The 17,677-nt window shown below is 39.1% G+C and carries 15 protein-coding genes; 9 read left to right on the forward strand and 6 right to left on the reverse strand.

Annotated elements, in window-relative coordinates; all coding sequences use genetic code 11:
- The first annotated feature begins 19 nt into the window (after positions 1 to 19).
- Positions 20 to 658, forward strand: coding sequence for a FlgO family outer membrane protein (locus ABJK37_RS23585; protein WP_348358921.1), 639 nt, complete (start codon positions 20 to 22; stop codon positions 656 to 658).
- Between the two features lie 157 nt (positions 659 to 815).
- On the opposite strand, the gene ABJK37_RS23590 is transcribed toward ABJK37_RS23585, so the two are convergent.
- Genes ABJK37_RS23590 through ABJK37_RS23615 form a run of 6 tightly spaced genes read right to left on the reverse strand, consistent with a single transcriptional unit; the run spans position 816 to position 6,816 of the window.
- On the reverse strand, positions 816 to 1,568 hold the full coding sequence (locus ABJK37_RS23590) for a phosphocholine cytidylyltransferase family protein (RefSeq protein WP_348358923.1): 753 nt from the start codon (positions 1,566 to 1,568) through the stop codon (positions 816 to 818).
- Positions 1,565 to 2,164, reverse strand: a complete 600-nt coding sequence (locus tag ABJK37_RS23595; RefSeq protein WP_348358925.1) for a gamma-glutamyl-gamma-aminobutyrate hydrolase family protein — start codon at positions 2,162 to 2,164, stop codon at positions 1,565 to 1,567. Before ABJK37_RS23595 ends, ABJK37_RS23590 begins: the two co-directional genes overlap by 4 nt.
- Complete coding sequence (locus tag ABJK37_RS23600) at positions 2,161 to 4,488, reverse strand: PEP/pyruvate-binding domain-containing protein (RefSeq protein WP_348358927.1); 2,328 nt, start codon at positions 4,486 to 4,488, stop codon at positions 2,161 to 2,163. The genes ABJK37_RS23595 and ABJK37_RS23600 overlap by 4 nt, the downstream gene beginning before the upstream one ends.
- 1 nt (position 4,489) lies before the next feature.
- Positions 4,490 to 5,266 (reverse strand): methyltransferase domain-containing protein, encoded by a 777-nt coding sequence (locus ABJK37_RS23605; protein ID WP_348358929.1) that lies wholly within the window; start codon positions 5,264 to 5,266, stop codon positions 4,490 to 4,492.
- Positions 5,263 to 5,775, reverse strand: a complete 513-nt coding sequence (locus ABJK37_RS23610) for an adenylyl-sulfate kinase (protein WP_348358931.1) — start codon at positions 5,773 to 5,775, stop codon at positions 5,263 to 5,265. The genes ABJK37_RS23605 and ABJK37_RS23610 overlap by 4 nt, the downstream gene beginning before the upstream one ends.
- Positions 5,776 to 6,816 carry a hypothetical protein gene (locus ABJK37_RS23615; protein WP_348358933.1) on the reverse strand — a complete coding sequence of 347 codons (1,041 nt, stop codon included), beginning with the start codon at positions 6,814 to 6,816 and terminating at the stop codon, positions 5,776 to 5,778.
- 1,040 nt (positions 6,817 to 7,856) lie between these two features.
- Between ABJK37_RS23615 and ABJK37_RS23620 the strand changes: the two genes are divergently transcribed.
- The 8 genes from ABJK37_RS23620 to ABJK37_RS23655 all read left to right on the forward strand — a co-directional run bounded on the left by ABJK37_RS23620 (position 7,857) and on the right by ABJK37_RS23655 (position 17,676).
- The gene (locus ABJK37_RS23620; RefSeq protein ID WP_348358935.1) at positions 7,857 to 8,531 is read left to right on the forward strand and encodes a hypothetical protein; all 675 of its coding nucleotides are present in this window, start codon (positions 7,857 to 7,859) and stop codon (positions 8,529 to 8,531) included.
- Positions 8,532 to 8,586: 55 nt separating this feature from the next.
- Positions 8,587 to 9,255: a hypothetical protein gene (locus ABJK37_RS23625; RefSeq protein WP_348358937.1), complete on the forward strand. Its 669-nt coding sequence runs from the start codon at positions 8,587 to 8,589 to the stop codon at positions 9,253 to 9,255.
- A gap of 72 nt (positions 9,256 to 9,327) precedes the next feature.
- Positions 9,328 to 10,113: a hypothetical protein gene (locus ABJK37_RS23630; protein ID WP_348358939.1), complete on the forward strand. Its 786-nt coding sequence runs from the start codon at positions 9,328 to 9,330 to the stop codon at positions 10,111 to 10,113.
- A 257-nt stretch (positions 10,114 to 10,370) separates the two neighbouring features.
- Positions 10,371 to 11,156, forward strand: a complete 786-nt coding sequence (locus tag ABJK37_RS23635) for a hypothetical protein (RefSeq protein WP_348358941.1) — start codon at positions 10,371 to 10,373, stop codon at positions 11,154 to 11,156.
- 79 nt (positions 11,157 to 11,235) lie between these two features.
- Positions 11,236 to 14,556, forward strand: coding sequence for an SdrD B-like domain-containing protein (locus ABJK37_RS23640; RefSeq protein WP_348358943.1), 3,321 nt, complete (start codon positions 11,236 to 11,238; stop codon positions 14,554 to 14,556).
- A gap of 154 nt (positions 14,557 to 14,710) precedes the next feature.
- Positions 14,711 to 15,211 carry a hypothetical protein gene (locus ABJK37_RS23645; RefSeq protein ID WP_348358945.1) on the forward strand — a complete coding sequence of 167 codons (501 nt, stop codon included), beginning with the start codon at positions 14,711 to 14,713 and terminating at the stop codon, positions 15,209 to 15,211.
- Between the two features lie 17 nt (positions 15,212 to 15,228).
- Positions 15,229 to 16,305 (forward strand): hypothetical protein, encoded by a 1,077-nt coding sequence (locus tag ABJK37_RS23650; RefSeq protein ID WP_348358947.1) that lies wholly within the window; start codon positions 15,229 to 15,231, stop codon positions 16,303 to 16,305.
- 309 nt (positions 16,306 to 16,614) lie between these two features.
- Complete coding sequence (locus ABJK37_RS23655; RefSeq protein ID WP_348358949.1) at positions 16,615 to 17,676, forward strand: LysM peptidoglycan-binding domain-containing protein; 1,062 nt, start codon at positions 16,615 to 16,617, stop codon at positions 17,674 to 17,676.
- Position 17,677 lies beyond the last annotated feature (1 nt).

Here is a 17,677-nt window from a genome sequence, read left to right on the forward strand (position 1 = left end):
CATTTTTGGAAGTACGACAATGTTACAGACTAAAAAGTTAGTGAGTATTTTACTGTTAACCGCATCATTAGGGGCGTGTTCTAGTATAGAGCTCACCCAAGACAGTAATAAAAGGCTCTGTGCTAAAGATGACGGCACTTTCTACACTTGCCAAGACATGGTTCTGCAACAAAAAGAAATAACAGAAGCAACCTCTCATCCTAGTTTATTCACTACAGATTTACATTTTAATGGTTTAGATGAATATACCGAACAAATGGCGGCGGAATTACAACAAGATGTAAGGGGAATAGAAGTAGACCAAGCCATTGTTGTTGCCTCTTTTGTTAATTTGGACTCGTCACTACAAAACACCAACACTATTGGAATTCAGTTGGCAGAATCCTTTATAAACGAATTACAACAAATAGGGTTACCCGTCAGTGACCACAAAATAATGGGAAAACTCGATGTAAACGGCAGAGGAGACTTTGCATTTTCACGCGACATGGAACAACTCTCTAACAACGTTAATATTGGTTATGTGTTAACTGGTACCATGCTTCAAAATAGCCGTGGGATATTGGTCAATGCGCGCTTGATCAACTTTAAAACCAACGTAGTAGCAGCGTCATCATCAAAGTTTTTACCTAATGTAGTAATTAGCAACTTAATGTAATTGTTTGGTAGATCATAAGTTAGGTAAAAGTCTTGGCACATCTAATTCTTCTAGGGATATGTCGCCACAACAAATAGTGGCGTTAGACTCTTAAATATTTGCAAGTTGTTTCTAAATCGAGCACCCAAACGAGTAAAGTACCGCAAAAAAACAAATTTTAGAGACCAAAGTCAGCTGGCTGCTTACTCGCATACAAATTGTAATCATCAATCGTATCCATTTCGATCCAGCTTCCAGCCACCAATTCAACTTTTACGTTATGGTTATCAGCTACCTGTTGGATTAAATCGGTCATATACATATTCTTACTTGCCGCACCGTCACATTTTTTTAGGTAGTCAGCTAAAACCGTTGTTAGAAATTGCGTCTTAACTTTTATCATCCCCATGTACTGGGCCTGAACTTGCTCAATAGAATCAGGTTCCTTTCCAATATCCTGTAATTGATATTTTTCATCAAACTGGAAGGTTTCAGCATCCGTCAAGGGGTCTTCCAATCTTTGAGACCAAAGTTCGAGCCAATTCGTATTACCCAACACGACCATTTTAGAGTGTGAGTCAGAATCGATCAAAGTAGCCAAATGTGCGTTAGAATACGCGATATCGCCATACAAAATGAGGGTGTGTTCTTCAAAACATTGCCGCAATCTCGATAACATTTTGCTTAAACTAAATACCATGTTGGTCGAGTCGTATTCTTCATTAACAACGGTATCTACGCCTAAGATTTCAATATTTTCTTTACAGTAGCCTGTCACAACCGAAATGTCCGTTAATCCAAACGTTTTTAATTGCTGTAGTTGACGAACTAGTAAAGATTCTCCCCAAATACTGACCAATGACTTAGGCGTGTCTGCCGTTAGTGGACGTAACCTTTTACCTTCGCCCGCAGCTAAAATAATTGCTTTCATGAATTAAATGTCCGCTTAAAAAAATCGATATCAGGTTTTCGGAAAGGAATATGGCGTTCTGGGTGCCACATTATTCCGTAAAGTTTGTTATTCACATGCTTAACCGCTTTGATTACTTCATCTTCACTTACCGCCCAAGACTCAAGCGGTAAATCACAGTGTTTAGTGCCCCAGTTATGGTATGAATTCACCACTGTTTGTTGGCCATTAATACTGATGTTTTGTTGCTTTGCGACATGCCCGGCAACGGGTTCTAAGGGGTGTTGGTATGCCAATTGAATGCTTTGCATTCCGCGGCAAACCCCTATTAGCGGTTTGTTATTTTGAATAGCCCATTCAATTAAAAGCGTATCCACTTCATCTCGAGCGGGACAATCTCCTCCATATTTAGCAGGGCTATTACCGCCAGTTAAAAGCACGCCACTAAATACAAATTGCTCAAGATAGATTTCTACCAAATCGGGACTGTTTGGCATTAATATGGGTGTTAGACCACATGAGTGCAAAAATGGTAGCCACTTCTGATCTAGTCCGTCTCTTATTTCGTCGTAACCCGCCGGTTTATCAGCTCTCATAGTAACGCCGATCAATTTCATCTTAAAACCACAACCTTACGATTACCTGCGTCTAACTCCAGCAAAGCGGCGCTTTTCCATTTATTGTATAGCACTTCCCCCGCACCTATTACACTGGGTATTCCTAGTTCACCCGCTCGAATTGCCATATGACTATTCGCGCCCCCATACTTAGTGATAAGTCCAGATATATTATGTGAAAATAACCAATCGAAACCCGGATCCGCAGCAGGAATAAAAACGATTTTACCTTCCAGACTATCGATATCATCTAGGTCGACACTCGTGTGTGCCACCACTTTTAATAGTGTAATAAAATTAGGCTCTCCCTCTGGCATTTTAAAACAATAAACATCATCTGCATCAGTTATCAAAGGAGGTAGGATAAGTGTTTGAGTATCCCGATATAATAATTTTCCTTCAATAATTGAGTTGGTCATTAATGTTTGGATATCATCAGATGATGAATAAGCCTTATACAAAGCTGAAATATCACAAAACGCCATATCGCTTTTACTAAATCCAATTTCATCGCCTAATTGTTCAACTAAATAGATGGCATCGCTTAGGCTTTGCGAAAAGACAAATTTTGCGTACTCTCGCCCTTCGATCGCCCCTTTAATAAATCTAAACAATGAAATGACATCATGCTCAATACCTAAGTCCTCAAGTTTTGACTTTAGTTTTTCCAGTTGTTTCAGACTTAGAGAAAAATCCTCACAAATTTGATGATTACTATGGCTATCCTTACCATTAAAATATTTCTCGGGTGCTTGATCGTAACGGGGAGATAAAATGTCGTAAGTTCCAGGACGCAAGTGTCCGTATTTTTCTAAAAACGCGCTAAAAGACAAATTTACTTTATCTTTAGCCATATTCGAACTAACAGTTTCCAACGAGCGCATGAAGCTCTCATAGTTACCTTCAGTTAATATTCCTTCTGTTACCATGGATTTTAATAACTGTACCGCAATAAACCCCGCTCTAGCTAAACCAGCAAAAGGCAAGGTACCGTAACGTTTACAGTCCTCTAATAACCAATATATTTTTTCAACGGAGGTCAAATCGCTATCGACAATAGTTTGACGCCGGGCAGGCAATGATTCAATTTTAAGAATATCTTTGGACCACAAGCCATTGGGGTTAATGATATTATTAGTTAATGTTTTGAGCGAACTCGTTAGCTGAGAAATTTCATTCTCTTCGAAACCCACGTCTTTCAATACCAATAACCGTTTATCAATATCCAATGTAAAACACGAAAAAATGATATCAAATTCAACTTTGTCGTGCTTTTCGGGGCTAGTTTGTAATTGCTCAATGTAATAATTAATAAGCTTTTCAGCCAACGAAGAAGGAATATCTGCCGGAACAAAAGAGTTAAAGCTAACTCTTACATCTATATAGGGTAAACCTGCGAGACTAACCAACAACGGAAAACTGCGCAACTGCTTATACCCATAATTATTGCGTTGATAAGCCCAGGTCGAATTGGTGACTAACTCTCTATATAGTGAGAGCGCCAGAGGGTTAGGCCTAATTCCTATAATTTCTGCAGGGTTCCAGTCTGGCATAACTCCCAACAGTGTTTTCGCACCGTTTAAATAGGGGTGCGGCTTACTCAAACGACTAATAGTTGCATACACCCGTTCTAACAATAACTGATGTCTAGACTTTGAGTTAACAATTGGCATTGTACTTTCATTCACCAACACTAACGGTCTAACTTGAAACAAATATAATTGTTGCTGCTTATCAAACGCAAACTCTATATCCAAACTATCGTTTTCAAAGAGTAATTCTAATTCAGAACATAAACGTAGTAATACCCTGTGCCAATCAGCTTTGGCGTTACCAGATTGGCACTTCGCGATGTAGACAAGGTTTTCATTCAAACTGCCAGAAGTAACCGATTCAGTACTTCCACTTTGCGAATAATTGATAACATAATAGGGTGAATGAGTAGATGGTTCTTTAGTAAACACCACACCACTAATAGAAACATCACTCAACATAGGTTGAATAAAGATTTGATCGTTAATATTTTTTTGTTCTAAAGACGCGACTACTTGCGTTATGGCAGATTGCAATGCTGCTCTGCCGCAAACATTAAGTACTGAATCAAAATGGCCCGCTAATGAAGCATTTTCACCATCCTCAGCCATACCACTGCTTCGAACGACTAAATTTTCATTAGACCAGTGGGTATCCTCAAAAAAACGGTCCAATAAGGAAGAGGCATCTTTTAGCCACATGGCAAGGGTAAAACAAACTTGAGGTAGCACTATTGCGGCTTCGAGCTGCCCCTCAAGTTGCTTTAGTACATCGGCTTTACTTAGCTTCATATCATTTGTTGACTCTCGCCGCCCAAGCTCTTGTTTGGTAAGTAGTTTCAATAAAAGGCAAATCAGCCACTTTGTCCTCTACATATTTCATAAAGTCAGAAAAACACTGCTCGCCAGCCTGAACTCTAATATCATTGACCGACCACCATACACCTATGTATTCCTCTGGAGTCTGTTGTACTACGTGCCGACCTTCTAGATAAAGTACATCAGAAAACTGAGGGCAATCATTAAGATTATTCAGAAGGTTATCAGTAAAAGTCGCCCTTCCAGAAGACACTCTTTTTATATGTGGCGCCATCTCATATAAAGTCCGCTCGATTTCAGTAAGCAGTGGATTGACCTCTAATAAGCGTGGATTCCATAGCGCACAAAATATCCCTTGATTCCGCAACACTCGGCTAAACTCGGCAATGCCTTTTTGAAAATCTACCCAATGGAAAGATGAGGCCATGGTTAATACATCAGCAGAGTTACTAGGCAAGTTAGTAGTTTCTCCATTTCCTTCTATCCATTTTATATTAGTTTGTTGCGAGTCCTTTATACCAAAACTCCGCATGTCATCATTTGGCTCTACCGCTGTAGCCGAATTTAAACCACGCATGGCAACCATCCTAGTCCAAATACCAGTCCCGGCCCCCACATCAACAAAATCTATTTGATCGGCAGGTTTATTAGTTATGCCTAACAATGCATCCAATATAAATGGCGAATAGGCTGGTCTGAATTTAGAATAATTTTCGGCTAAACCGGTAAAGTCACCAAGTTTTTTTGTCATGGAAGTCTCTTCTCTATTATTAAATTGAAAATTTGATCTACTAGTGATTCTGGACAAACATTGCCATCATTCATTAAAACCAAATCTGGCGCTTTAGGTTCTTGCAAAGCAATATCGAAGCCAACAACATTTTTCCCACTACCTGCTTCAGCATCTGAATACAGGTTCTTTTGATTGCGTTGAAGTAAAACTTTCGGAGGGACTTTGATATAGACTTCTACGTAATTAGAAATGTGTTTAGCATTCCATGCTCTGACATCATCAAACATTGATACAGTTGCGCATATAGCAATTGATCCTTGTTTTGAAAACATTCGACTCAAACGAGCATAAGTAAAAGCCAATTTCTTACGTGACTCTGAATCGTAACGATGCACTTGCAAGGCATCACGTAAGGAATCTCCGTCCAGCACCAGAGATTGTAATCCCTTGTTGCGTAGTTGTTTAAGTAAGATATTGGCTAAGGTACTTTTTCCTGCTCCTGGCAATCCAGTCATCCAAATGACCATTTATACATCCCATTTTGATTTAAATTCAGGATAATAGCGGCAGAATATATCCAAATCCTCTTTCATCATATTTGCCACATAATCACGATCGGCGTCACTCAATTCATTAAGCTTAATGGCTGCCACATCCTGAGACATTTGCTCAGCATTTTTGGCCCAAACAGGCAAAACTTCACCCACGATATCCTTGATCCCATCATTGAGCATTTTACGGGTTTTACTCGATAAACGTTTATACTCTTGATTATTTTTAGGAATAAAGACTAAATCACCTTCAAGTTTAGGTAGGGTTGGACACAGCTCATAAATTTTCTCAGTATCGTGAATAATAATCCAAGGTTTGAGGTTTTTTTCCTTATGAAAAAACAAATCTACTGGCGCCATACCCATTCTGATAACTTCATTATTAAGCCTGAAATCGATTCCTTTTTGTAACAACTCTTTGGTATAGGTATTTTGTTTGTCGTGCAGCATATTACATTGATAATTATTGTCTACACCCAAAAAATTGTGAATATCGGTCATAGTTGATTCGATACTTTCTGTCTTCAAGGCCTCAAAATCAATCACTTTGGTACGTTTATAATTTTTGTACAGGTTTCGACATTGAAAACCTGCTCGCATTGTATGAAAGTGTTCTGGGTAGCGTGAATAAAAACTCTCTACTGATGCGGGAATTTTACCCCACCCCATAATGCCCATACACGCACAAGCATTGATGTGATTGATCCAACTTTTTACCATATCATAAGGATTTCTGACCATGTGAAGAATAGCGTCTACTTTTATGTTATTCATAGCCACCATTTTCTTTCGATACTTTTTATGGAAAAACAGTGCATCGTGAATAACGATTCCGTGACGCTTTATTTTCTGGTCGTTTGAAACAAATAAGTTACCGATATTCTCGTTTGGTGAAACAAATACTCTAGAACTTTCTTGAAACGGCGGTAGAGAAATCTGTGGATGCCCCGTAAGATAACGATTTATTGCTACCGTGCCGACGCGCCCCATAGATATAATTTTAAACTTAGTATTCATGTTTACTGGTTGTCCTCATTTGTTAAAACGATCTAAACGAGATTTATTTGTTACATATCAGCTCCCGATGAAGCGGCGCCCCAACAATCTATTTTGGCTGAGCTCATACATCTTATATGGACAAAACACATCGACTACCTGTTAATAATATTTTACTCATCTTTGTTTTTGAGAAAACTCGAAAATATCATAAAGCAAACTTGGTGCCAAAGAAATACGTTACACAACAAGCGTTTGCGAATCATAAACCTGAACAGGAGTTGACTCTTAATTTTGCTCTCAAATCATAAAAAATCGTAAACGAGCGACCGTTAGACGGTATTATGTCAATCCGGAATAACCTGTCCTCCTGCGGCCTTAGTCTAGGTAACATTTTGCCGTTTATTACAAAGCGACCTAAAAAGATCAACATTAAACTATGATATGAATACCACAACTTGAAATAACTGTTTATTGACTGAGCAAGAGCCAACTGGGGCTGGCGATTTTAAAAGTAGAAAATAGAAATCTGGCTGGCATTTAATTTGCTAATTTTATTTTAAAAAAATCCCTAGGTATAATAATCACAGTGGTACTTAGGCGGGATAGTAATTACTATAAAAACGTATAATACCTTTTGTATGACATTAATATCTCAGCCCTATATTTGATTGGTGCTATTAGACTAACTTCAAAGTTAGCTATTTTAATGTTCTACTTTATCGTTAAGTTAGAAAAATATTGGTTTCATTATACGTCAGACAATAATGTTTTTACGTTAAACAAAAATAAATTAAATTTTATTGTCGACCTGCCGATAACAAATCGAGCGTGGTAATACCCTGCATTGAATTAATCAGCAGGGGCAGTAAGCCAGTTTATATTTATATTTGTAAGCTTACGGTGGCAACCAGCTAATTTAACTAAAGTTTTTCTCAAAAAAGCCGCTAAGGAAATTGTATCTCCTTAGTGTTATATAAAATCGTTAATTGGAGAGCATTAGTGCTTTGTTATTTAATGCAAAACCAATTGACACTAATTTGTTAAATAGGAGTGTTGCTATGCAACCAAATAAAACAAAACTGGCTCTTCAAATCGGGACTGTTATATTGGGGGCAGCTTGCGCTTCTAGTGTATTAGCAACCACCATGACTATGACCGTTAACACCATATCCGATGTCACCGTTGGTACGGTGCAAGATTTGGAATTTGGTACCAATATACTTACAGATGAACTGGTAAGCTGTTCTATGGGGGCCCTTGTCCCTGCACCAGCTGATGTGTTTTCAGATGACACTACAGGTGCCGCGGGTACTACCACTGGCACATCTGGAACTGCTTTTGGCCTGCTGAATGGCGCAGGCTGTATAGGCAGCGGAACAACAATTGCCCAACCAGGGATTTACTCCATTTCAGGTGAACCCACTCTAGATGTTAACTTAACTGTAAACAATGACCCGGCAGCTCAAGATGGTCCTTACGACTTTTCACCTACTGGTGGTTGTGGCGTTGATCATGATGGTAGCGCCGGCACAGCAGGCACTGACCCATGTAATGCAATCACTGTTGGCGCGCCAATTGTACTGACACTGGCTGGTGGATCAGACAGTGGTGTTGCAGCAACGGTGTTCGGGCAGACTCATTTTACTGTTGGCGGAACAATCTCAGTTCAAGCGGGGGGGTTGTCGTCCGACACAGACTATGTCCCAAGGTTCCTTGTTAGCGTGATTTATTGATCTTAAAAAGACAATTCAATATCAAGCATATAGTTGAAAATATTTGGAGTTAAACATGAGTATAAAATTACATAAAATTGCTGCAGGGTTCGCTTTGTTGACTTTTTGTTCAGGCGCATTGGCTGTTACTGATCAACCCATTACCGGCACATTTAAAACCATAAAAGAAGTTTCTGTTACCCAGGTTGTAGGTGAAGAAATGATTTTTAACGGGTTACAACCAGCCTCAGGTTCGATTTGTACTATGGCTCAACCAAGCAACCTTACAACAGCTTGGCCTGGCGAAACGAAGATGAAACTGTCTAACACCGTTGCATCTTCAACTTTGGGTGCGGGTGCAACAAACGGCGCGATGAGTGGTGCTGGTTGTTCAACCAGTACTCCTGGAGTACCTGGTATTTATGAAATAGATGGCGCAGAGGGAGCAAACGTTACTATAGATGTTCCAGGAACCGCTTTTATTGGTGGTATTAAGTATGAGGCCACGGGATGTGCGGGGGACTATAACGCAGCCGCAGATGGAGATAACTGTACGGGGTTTACCTTTGCAGCTTCTCAAACTGTCAAATTGGCTTCTGTTTCTGATGAAACAGTCAGTGCAGGCCAAGGTCAGCCTGAATCAGGGATATCTCGTATTGCTCTTGGCGGTACAGTCACTTCCAATATAGGTTTGACTGCTGCTCAAGCATATTCCCTAGACTTTGAGATAAACGTCGTTTACTAACCTATAGCGCTAGTATTAGTATTGAGTCATGGTAGCTAACTAGTTACCATGACTTTTTTTTGAGGAATTATTGTGTTCAGACATTATATCAATAACCTATCTAGAACTTCCGCAGCGTTAATACTGTTTAGTTCACTGTCCGCTCAAGCAATTAGTCTTTCTACCTATCGTATCTATCTTGATAACGACAGCAGCACGGCTTCCTTTATTATGTTTAACAAAGAAGCGTTACCTCAGACCTGTGAATTAGACATAGTGCACCGTGGTTTTAATGAAATGGGTAAAATGCTCCGAGTTGACGACGCAATAACCCCAACCAATTCCGCTGCCCCGTGGTTTCGCTATTCACCGAGAAATTTTATTGCTGCCCCCAACTTAACGCAAACAGTTCGTTTCACTCTAAGGCGCAAAGCCAATAGCGCCGCCGCTGAATACCGTTCTTATTTAAAAGTATTTTGTGATACAGATGAAGCACCGGTAACTTCTGAGTCTGACCTCGACCAACCAAAAGTAGGCGTTAAACCCCATATAATTCAGAATGTGCCCATCATAGTGCGAACTGGCAAGCTCAATGCTCAGGTAAATTTTAGTTCGATGCACTTAGAGGGAAGACAACTATCTTTCACTATACATCGTAAAGGTAATCGTTCTGTGTATGGAACTTTAGAGCTAGTCAACAAGAAAAATGATGAAATTGTCGATTACACAAGAAACATATCTCTGTATACCGAAACCAAACAACTCGTCCAGCATTTAAATACTGCAGGCATTCCAGTCAATCAATTGGCGTTACGCTTCGTCGAAGACGAAAAATATGGTGGCACAATAGACTATCGACAAGACGTAAAACTCAATTAAATTAATTTCAAGCTGGTCAACCTAACTGCACCACATTCAAAGCTATAAAACCCAGTATATATCAATCATGCACTTTGCTATTGATTCATTATCAACTAAGAATGATTCTGCTAGCAAATCTGTAGCAATAAAAATTAGATATACTGGCTATATTGGCACAGGTTTTGATTAATGTTGAGAAGATATATAAAAATTTAGTACTTTTTTCTAGGTAAAAAAGCTAAATAGTAAGTAACAATTCTATAGGACAGTAAATAGTGAATAGCCCATATATGAAGAATCTAACCAGACTGACAGTGGTAACAATGTTGTTTTTGTTAATGACTACCCCAGCTCAAGCGATAAGTCTTTCTACCTACCGCATATACTTAGATAGTGATAACAGCAGTACATCCTTTGTGATGTTTAATAAGGAGGCGGTTCCACAAACTTGTAAGCTCGGTCTGCAGCACATCAATTTTGATAAAAATGGACAATTGTCACGTGTTCCCTCTGGTACGTTGCCAGATAACTCTGCCAAACCATGGTTTCGCTATTCCCCTCGAAACTTTACTGCCGCAGCGCGCGCTCCTCAAACAGTTAGGTTTACCTTGAGGCGCTCCGCTAAAATGGAGCCTAAAGAGTATCGTTCTTATTTAGAAGTCTATTGTGAAAATGTCGCGACTGACGACTCGTTAAATAAGGATACCGGCAATTTCGCAGCCGAACCATTGATGGTACAAAATGTGCCTATTATTGTTCGTACAGGTGAACTGGAAGCCCAAATTAGCTTTAGTGACTTTAGAATAGAAGACAACCTAGTACATTTTAACATCCAACGCCAAGGTAACCGGTCAGTACATGGTAAAGTTGAACTAATCGATAAAATGACTGGTGAAGTTATTAATTTCCGCAGAAATGTTTCAATTTATACCGAAACAAGCTCATACCCCTATAAATTAGAAATTCGCGAAAAGCAGCCTAGTCAGTTGGCAGTGCGTTTTTCTGAGGACAAACGATATGGTGGGACCATTAACTATCAGCAAGAAATTGTACTTAAATAAAATTGGCATAAAAATCGCTTGTATCGCAGATAACTAATAGAGGTCAGTGGCTTGTCAAATTAATGGCGTTGTTATCAGCATGTTAAATTTACATTTTCGATTGTTTTTAATATTTTGTGGGCTATTACTTAGCAGTAATCTGCAGGCTGAATCAGAAAAACTAAGCAAAGTCCCCCTTGACGAAGATCAGTTGATTTTACTAGATGTAACATTGAATGGTCGTACAATTAGCCGTTCACTAGAAGTTTACCAAATCAACGATAAGCTGCTAGTCGCCATAGAGCCATTATTTGACGCTCTTAAAATTCGCTATATCGTTTCAGAAAACTCCCTTAGTATCTGGCAAGACCAAAAAGAACATAGATTTGAACTTGACCAAAACGTTTCTAGCAAAAATTTTAATAGACATGTTTGGGCCACAGATGATTTTTATGTATTCAGCGATTTGGAACTGATTAAACGTTTGTTCCCGGCAAAAATGGAACTTGTATTCCAAAATTTACAATTAACAATTGATACACCTTACAAAACTTCGATGTTCCCGCTGCAGAAGATTGCTGAACAAAATAGGGTCCGACAATTAAACAAGGTAACAGGTTCTTTTGTATCCGGCGAACGCCAAGAGTTTCCAATTACTATAGCCGACCAGTATCGACTTTTAACTATCCCCCATGGACGAGTTAGCATCGCGGCCAATACAAATGATACCAATACTACTATAAATGGTTCAGCCCAATTAACCTCTGACTTTTTGTATCACTCAGCTAGCTTAACGCTTAGTGATACAAATAGTAGTGATTTAGCTGCTCGTTTAGTTCTTAGTCGTTATAAAACCAAACCTGATGATTATATCTTAGGTATATATGATCAATATCAAATTGGAGATGTGAGTAGTGTAAGTAACGGCATCAGTACTGCAGGTAGCGCAGGGCTTGGGCTTTCTTTTAGCCAATATCCAACTAACTTTAGGCCAAGCAACCAAGCAATTACACTTGAAGAAATTGCTCCTCCAGGTTGGGAAGCTGAATTGTTTCGCAATAACATTTTCTTAGACACTTCCACAGTACCAAACAATGGACTATTAATTTTTGAAGACGTAGAAGTGGAATATGGTGTAAATAGGTATCAGATAAAACTATATGGGCCATATGGTGAAACCGAAATTCGAAATAAAAGCATTGAGCTAAATAGCAACCCTCTCAAGAAAGGACAATTTTCTCACTCTCTGTATGCGCTAGACAGAAATCATCAAATCATTAATGATCAAAGCGATGAAGGCTACGGCTTAACTGACTTCGGTGGCACAATCGACTATGGTGTGAGCGACAATTGGCAAATCGGCTTTGGTTACGCCGGTCTCGAAGATAATCAGCAATTTTTAAATCTAAAAAATGCCCTCAGTTTACCGGGAATGTTACTTGAAAATGACATTTCATTTGATCAGGATAGTAACTATGCACAAATCACCACACTAAAAGGTAGTGCTTTTGAGAATGACCGTTATTCGTTAGTTTTTGAATCTGCTGATAATTTTACGAGTAACCGCACTTCTGCGGTAGGCAAGAGTTTGGCTCTGCAAGGAAACTACAGCAAACCTACGGAATGGATTAATCTCAATTTTTCTGGTGGCTATCGTGAAGATGATTTAGCAAAAAACATTACGTTTTCTAATCGACTTTCCGAAAACATCGGCGCAATGAACTTTCGACACACCCTGTCATATTTTAAAAGCACTCCCAAACAAGATGGTGGAATCGAAGGTTCAGGTATGCGCGGAAGTATAGGCTTAAGCGGCACATTACCCTACAAAATTCGTGTCAGTGCTGATGTAGATTATGATCCTGAAGCGAGTGATCCTATTCTAGAATCTTCTTCTGTTATTATTCAAAAAGGATTCCAAGACTCATGGCAGGGTTATCACACCCTAACAGCAAATTATCAACCATTAGCGACCGATAGTTCAGCTAGTTGGCGTTTTAGCCATAGAGCATCATGGCAAGCCGAAGCTTTTCAATTAAACGTTTCAACCAGTTACGATGAGTCAGACAAATGGTCATTCCAGCTTGGAGTACAATTTTTTCTTGGTTACGACTATCGCAACAACCGTTTATTGCTAAATCAAAAGCTTCTTAACAATTCTGCCACCTTAGATGTGCATACCTATTTGGATCGACAGCTCAATGGTGTGCCCGACCCTCTCGACTATAACCTAAGCGATGTAGAGTTTTATGGAAACAACGAATGGAAAAACATCCCAAGTGGAGAGAACGGTCGCACTATTTTGCCGGGTGTATTTACTGTTACTCCATTTAGTTTTAGAGCTAAGTGGAAAGAAGGTAGTAACACCATAAACAACGATTACGTAGTGTATACCCACCCTGGAGCATACGTAGATGTTAATATGCCTTTTGTATTATCAACAGATGTTGTGGGATTTGTTTTGAGAACACGAAATGGCCGTGAAATAGGTGTACAGAACGTCAGCATTGAGCTGTTAGATGAGGCCCTTAAGGTTTTAAGAGTCAGTGATACCGACTTAGATGGGTATTATGAATTCAATGCGCTGCCACCTGGCAACTATCAAATTAGAATTGCGCAAAGTAATTTAGCGTCCAAAGGATATACCTCAGAGATCATAGGTTATAACCTATTGACCGGCGGACAAGGGGGTTACAGCGAACTGCCGACCATGACACTACGGCGCCTTAACTCGGCTCAAGGTAAGGGAGCGGAAGAGATTGAAATATTCAGTTTGAATGCTGAAAATTCAGAACCGGTAGTCTGGGACAACGATGAAAATATTCGTCGCAACTATTTTACATTACCGACTAAAGATAGAGTCATGGCCAAACACTCTTTAACTGAGAACACTATTGCCCCAAAATCTGCGTCTTTAAAGCGTATTGTTAAAGTAGCAAATCAAAACACTCCCAACTTCGAAAACGTGGGTAAAAACAAATTAACTCAAAGTGTAACTAATTCACTGTCTAAAAATAATACTTCCTCACTGAGCCAAAGTAGCAAAGTTGGTGGGTTACCAACACTCACAGTGGGGAAAAGTATAATACCCAATGTGCCCCAAAAAGTTCAACCACCGGTTACCCTAAATACTCTGGAAGAGACCGAAACAGAAGGCGAAACCTTGCCAAGCAAAAACGTAGATAAAGGGAAGTTTGTTATTCAGTTTGGAGCATATCGAGACATAAAGTATGCCCAAGAACTCATTGATGAAATGGCCTCTGAGGTATTTAAACGAGAACAATTCAGCATTATTGAAGATACGTCAAAAAGTATTTATCGCTTGAGTTATGGTTCTTTTCTTACAATAGGCGATGGTATGGAATTTGCTCAACAGCATATACCACTTGAACAGTCTTATTTTGTTCGTAAAAAGGAATAATTAGTATCAAAAGTAACGACGATAATTAAGGATAAATATAAATCCATAAAAACGTTGCTTCGTTAACCGGAATTGGCAAATCAATGCATTTGTTTCAGAGCCACAGTAATACTCTTATTAGGTGTATCAGTGGAATGTTTATAGAGAGAGCGGTATGTTCAGAATTTTATTGAAAATCAGTTTGTTGTGCCAGCTTGCAGTATTAAGTATGAATTCGTTGGCCCTTACACCTACGTTTAATGTAGTACAAGAAATAGATTTCGGCAGACTCACTTTAGGTACTGGAAGTTGCCGAATGAGCCCTATAGATGGTTCAATCGTTAGTTTTCAGGGGCCTTTTTTATGTAGCCTATCTGGTGATGTGCAACCAGCAAAGTATGTAATTGTAGCTAATCCAAATCATAGGTTGCAAGTGAAGGTCATACCTAGCCTGGATAATGGGGATGGCTTCATGTTTAACCCCAGAGTAAATATGACAAATGATGTGACGTCAATTTTGATTGTGGACAATACCGAATTTGTTGAAATAGATACAGGAACCTCTGGAATTGTTCACCTAGATATGGGCGGTGACCTTACAGTTTATGGCTCAATATCCTCAGGGCAAACTTTCAACTTCACCTATGAAGCTGCTATCGAATGGAGCGAACTCTAGTTAAGAGAGAATAATACATGTTAAATATTAAGTCGCTCATTAGTTTCTGCAAACCTGCCATACATTTACGCAACAGTATTTTTGCGTTCATTTTAATTCTGGCGGCTTGTACCACCCCGATTGAACTAGTTGGCGAACGCCACCAGTCAGCGGCGCAAAAGTGGTACGCATTGTCTCAATATACATCAAGTGAATTACCTGTTTACGGTTTTACCGTTATCGCGCAATTAGGCGTTAACAACAAAAATGGTCAGTTCGAACTTGCCCTTCAAAACATTAACTTACAACCAAACGCAGACCATGTTTCTCTTGATTTGTTAAGGCCAGATTTTATGCAGAAGTATGTCTGTGACCCAAAATGTACACAATTGGTAGAGTATGCGGGAGAAAATACTCTTTTATCAGATTTCCTTGAGCTATATGAATTCGAGTTGTTTGCGTTCTATGGTGAAATGTACGTACTAAATTCTGCTTGGGTGAAACTGAGTAATGAAAACGCTCAAGTTTTAGGTGAGTATTTAACTTACCTATCAAACAAACAAGATGGTTTCGATTCTTTGAACGACTTTATTGTTTTTTTAAAAGAGGCCTCAACCCTATCTGCTTATCGGGAATTTATTAATGATCCAATGCTGCGACATACAAGCCTAGTAAAACAGTTTTATTTGCAACCAAAATCAAAAAAACAAACGGCAAGTTTTAGTGATGCTAATTGGAATGAAGGACAACTGACCAATGACCCTACCCAAAACTGGGATTTAACTAGTGAACCCAAAGAACTAGAAACTTGGACTACGTTGTTAGAAACGAATACCAGAACATCCCAATGGATTGCTGTTAGAGACCTGCCTATTATCAATGGAACCGTAGTTTGCAGCTTTGCTGATAGTTATTTTGGTGTGGTTCAATCAGTGTCGAATAAGCAAGTTGAAGTATTTATTCAGGGACAAGCTAGAAAAAACCAAGATGGCCTCATTACCAATGTGACAGCTGGGAGTTTATTTCAAGAAAATGCGAACTTGGAATTTTTACCTATGGCAGAGAATAAACAATTTATTGAGTCCGATATTGCTCCCTGTAACATCCAATCATAGCGCTTTTCGATAAACCATTTTAGCATTTTTAAGGAGAGCCCACTCGGTGATCCTAGATTAGTTAATCATTCGTTAGTTTTATCATGCGAAGCGTTATCTAAAGCAAGTAAACTAAAACATGAAATTTTTTCCGTGTCGAACAGTGCTTTTAAAGCCTCATTGCCCTACCTTTACACCTCAATTTTGGTTTAGAATAACGAAACTTTAAAAAGTACTTCGGTATAAAAATAAATGCCCCTTGCTTCACTGTCAGTCAAAAAATCCCGACGTAATAAATACTTAATTTTCTTTACCCTTGCGGTTTTACATATGGCTTGTACTACTAATCAGACGATTACCCCCTTATCTGAACCAATCGATCGAACGTCTGACGAAACCGAAATTAAGTTATCACACGTAAAAGCTTATTTAATGATTGGCAACATTAATAAAGCACAGGAATCCTTTAACGCTATTGATGCGACAAATTCCCGAGACGTACCAAATAATTTGATAACGCTATCGGAGTTGCGAGCTGCAACTGGTGATGCCGAAGGTGCGCAGAAAGCATTCTTATTAGCGTTGAGCAACGCTCCATTCGACAAACTTTCAGTACCAGAGACATTAACCGATTACCTTTGCTCCGAAAAAAAATGGCCCGCACTAGAAGGGTATGCTGCAGCACTATTTACCAGTTCGGATGAAATCCCAAATGAATCTCGTTCTTCAGCTCGGATCAAATTAAAAAACAAAACGCTAACGCAAATAGGATTATGTTTCTTTAACGGGCAACAGCTAGAACAGGCCGATCAGTTGCTGCAACAAATTGATTTAACTCAAAATATTAACCCTGAAGTACATCTTGCTTTAGCTCGGATTGCTGTAGAACAAAACCAGCTAGATACTGCCCAAGCCTCTATGAAAAGGTATGAAGCGACTAAATCACAAATCGATGCAAAAATGTTATGGACGGCGTTTGAGGTGTATCAAGCCCTAGAACAACCAGAAATGACCGAAAGAACAGGGGAATACTTGTACTCGTTGTTCCCTCATAACGAATACACCCGAAAATATATTTTGGCTAGAAAACGTAGCGAAAGATTAAAACGGCAACAAGAAGCTCAGGAATTATTGTCAAAAAACGACTTAGTGCCACTAGGATACGAAAAAGAAATTAGTACTAAAGCAAAGGCAGCGAAGGAACAAGAAACACAAAATCAACGACTTCCAGAACCCGAATTTTCAATACACATCATCAAAAAAGGCGAAACTCTTTATCAATTATCGAAACGTTATGATGTTTCTATTCCTGAATTACAATCGTTGAACCCTACTCTTGAGATTGACAATATTTCGGTAGGTACAAAAATTCGCATAACCCGTACTCGTTAAA

The organism is Paraglaciecola sp. (assembly GCF_039964565.1).
Lineage (GTDB): Bacteria > Pseudomonadota > Gammaproteobacteria > Enterobacterales > Alteromonadaceae > Paraglaciecola.

Coding starts and splice junctions, on each gene's coding strand:
- ABJK37_RS23645 (WP_348358945.1), top strand. CDS start 14,711: ATGTTCAGAATTTTATTGAAAATCAGTTTGTTGTGCCAGCTTGCAGTA.
- ABJK37_RS23625 (WP_348358937.1), top strand. CDS start 8,587: ATGAGTATAAAATTACATAAAATTGCTGCAGGGTTCGCTTTGTTGACT.
- ABJK37_RS23620 (WP_348358935.1), top strand. CDS start 7,857: ATGCAACCAAATAAAACAAAACTGGCTCTTCAAATCGGGACTGTTATA.
- ABJK37_RS23605 (WP_348358929.1), bottom strand. CDS start 5,266: ATGACAAAAAAACTTGGTGACTTTACCGGTTTAGCCGAAAATTATTCT.
- ABJK37_RS23650 (WP_348358947.1), top strand. CDS start 15,229: ATGTTAAATATTAAGTCGCTCATTAGTTTCTGCAAACCTGCCATACAT.
- ABJK37_RS23610 (WP_348358931.1), bottom strand. CDS start 5,775: ATGGTCATTTGGATGACTGGATTGCCAGGAGCAGGAAAAAGTACCTTA.
- ABJK37_RS23590 (WP_348358923.1), bottom strand. CDS start 1,568: ATGAAAGCAATTATTTTAGCTGCGGGCGAAGGTAAAAGGTTACGTCCA.
- ABJK37_RS23615 (WP_348358933.1), bottom strand. CDS start 6,816: ATGAATACTAAGTTTAAAATTATATCTATGGGGCGCGTCGGCACGGTA.
- ABJK37_RS23595 (WP_348358925.1), bottom strand. CDS start 2,164: ATGAAATTGATCGGCGTTACTATGAGAGCTGATAAACCGGCGGGTTAC.
- ABJK37_RS23585 (WP_348358921.1), top strand. CDS start 20: ATGTTACAGACTAAAAAGTTAGTGAGTATTTTACTGTTAACCGCATCA.
- ABJK37_RS23655 (WP_348358949.1), top strand. CDS start 16,615: ATGGCTTGTACTACTAATCAGACGATTACCCCCTTATCTGAACCAATC.
- ABJK37_RS23640 (WP_348358943.1), top strand. CDS start 11,236: ATGTTAAATTTACATTTTCGATTGTTTTTAATATTTTGTGGGCTATTA.
- ABJK37_RS23600 (WP_348358927.1), bottom strand. CDS start 4,488: ATGAAGCTAAGTAAAGCCGATGTACTAAAGCAACTTGAGGGGCAGCTC.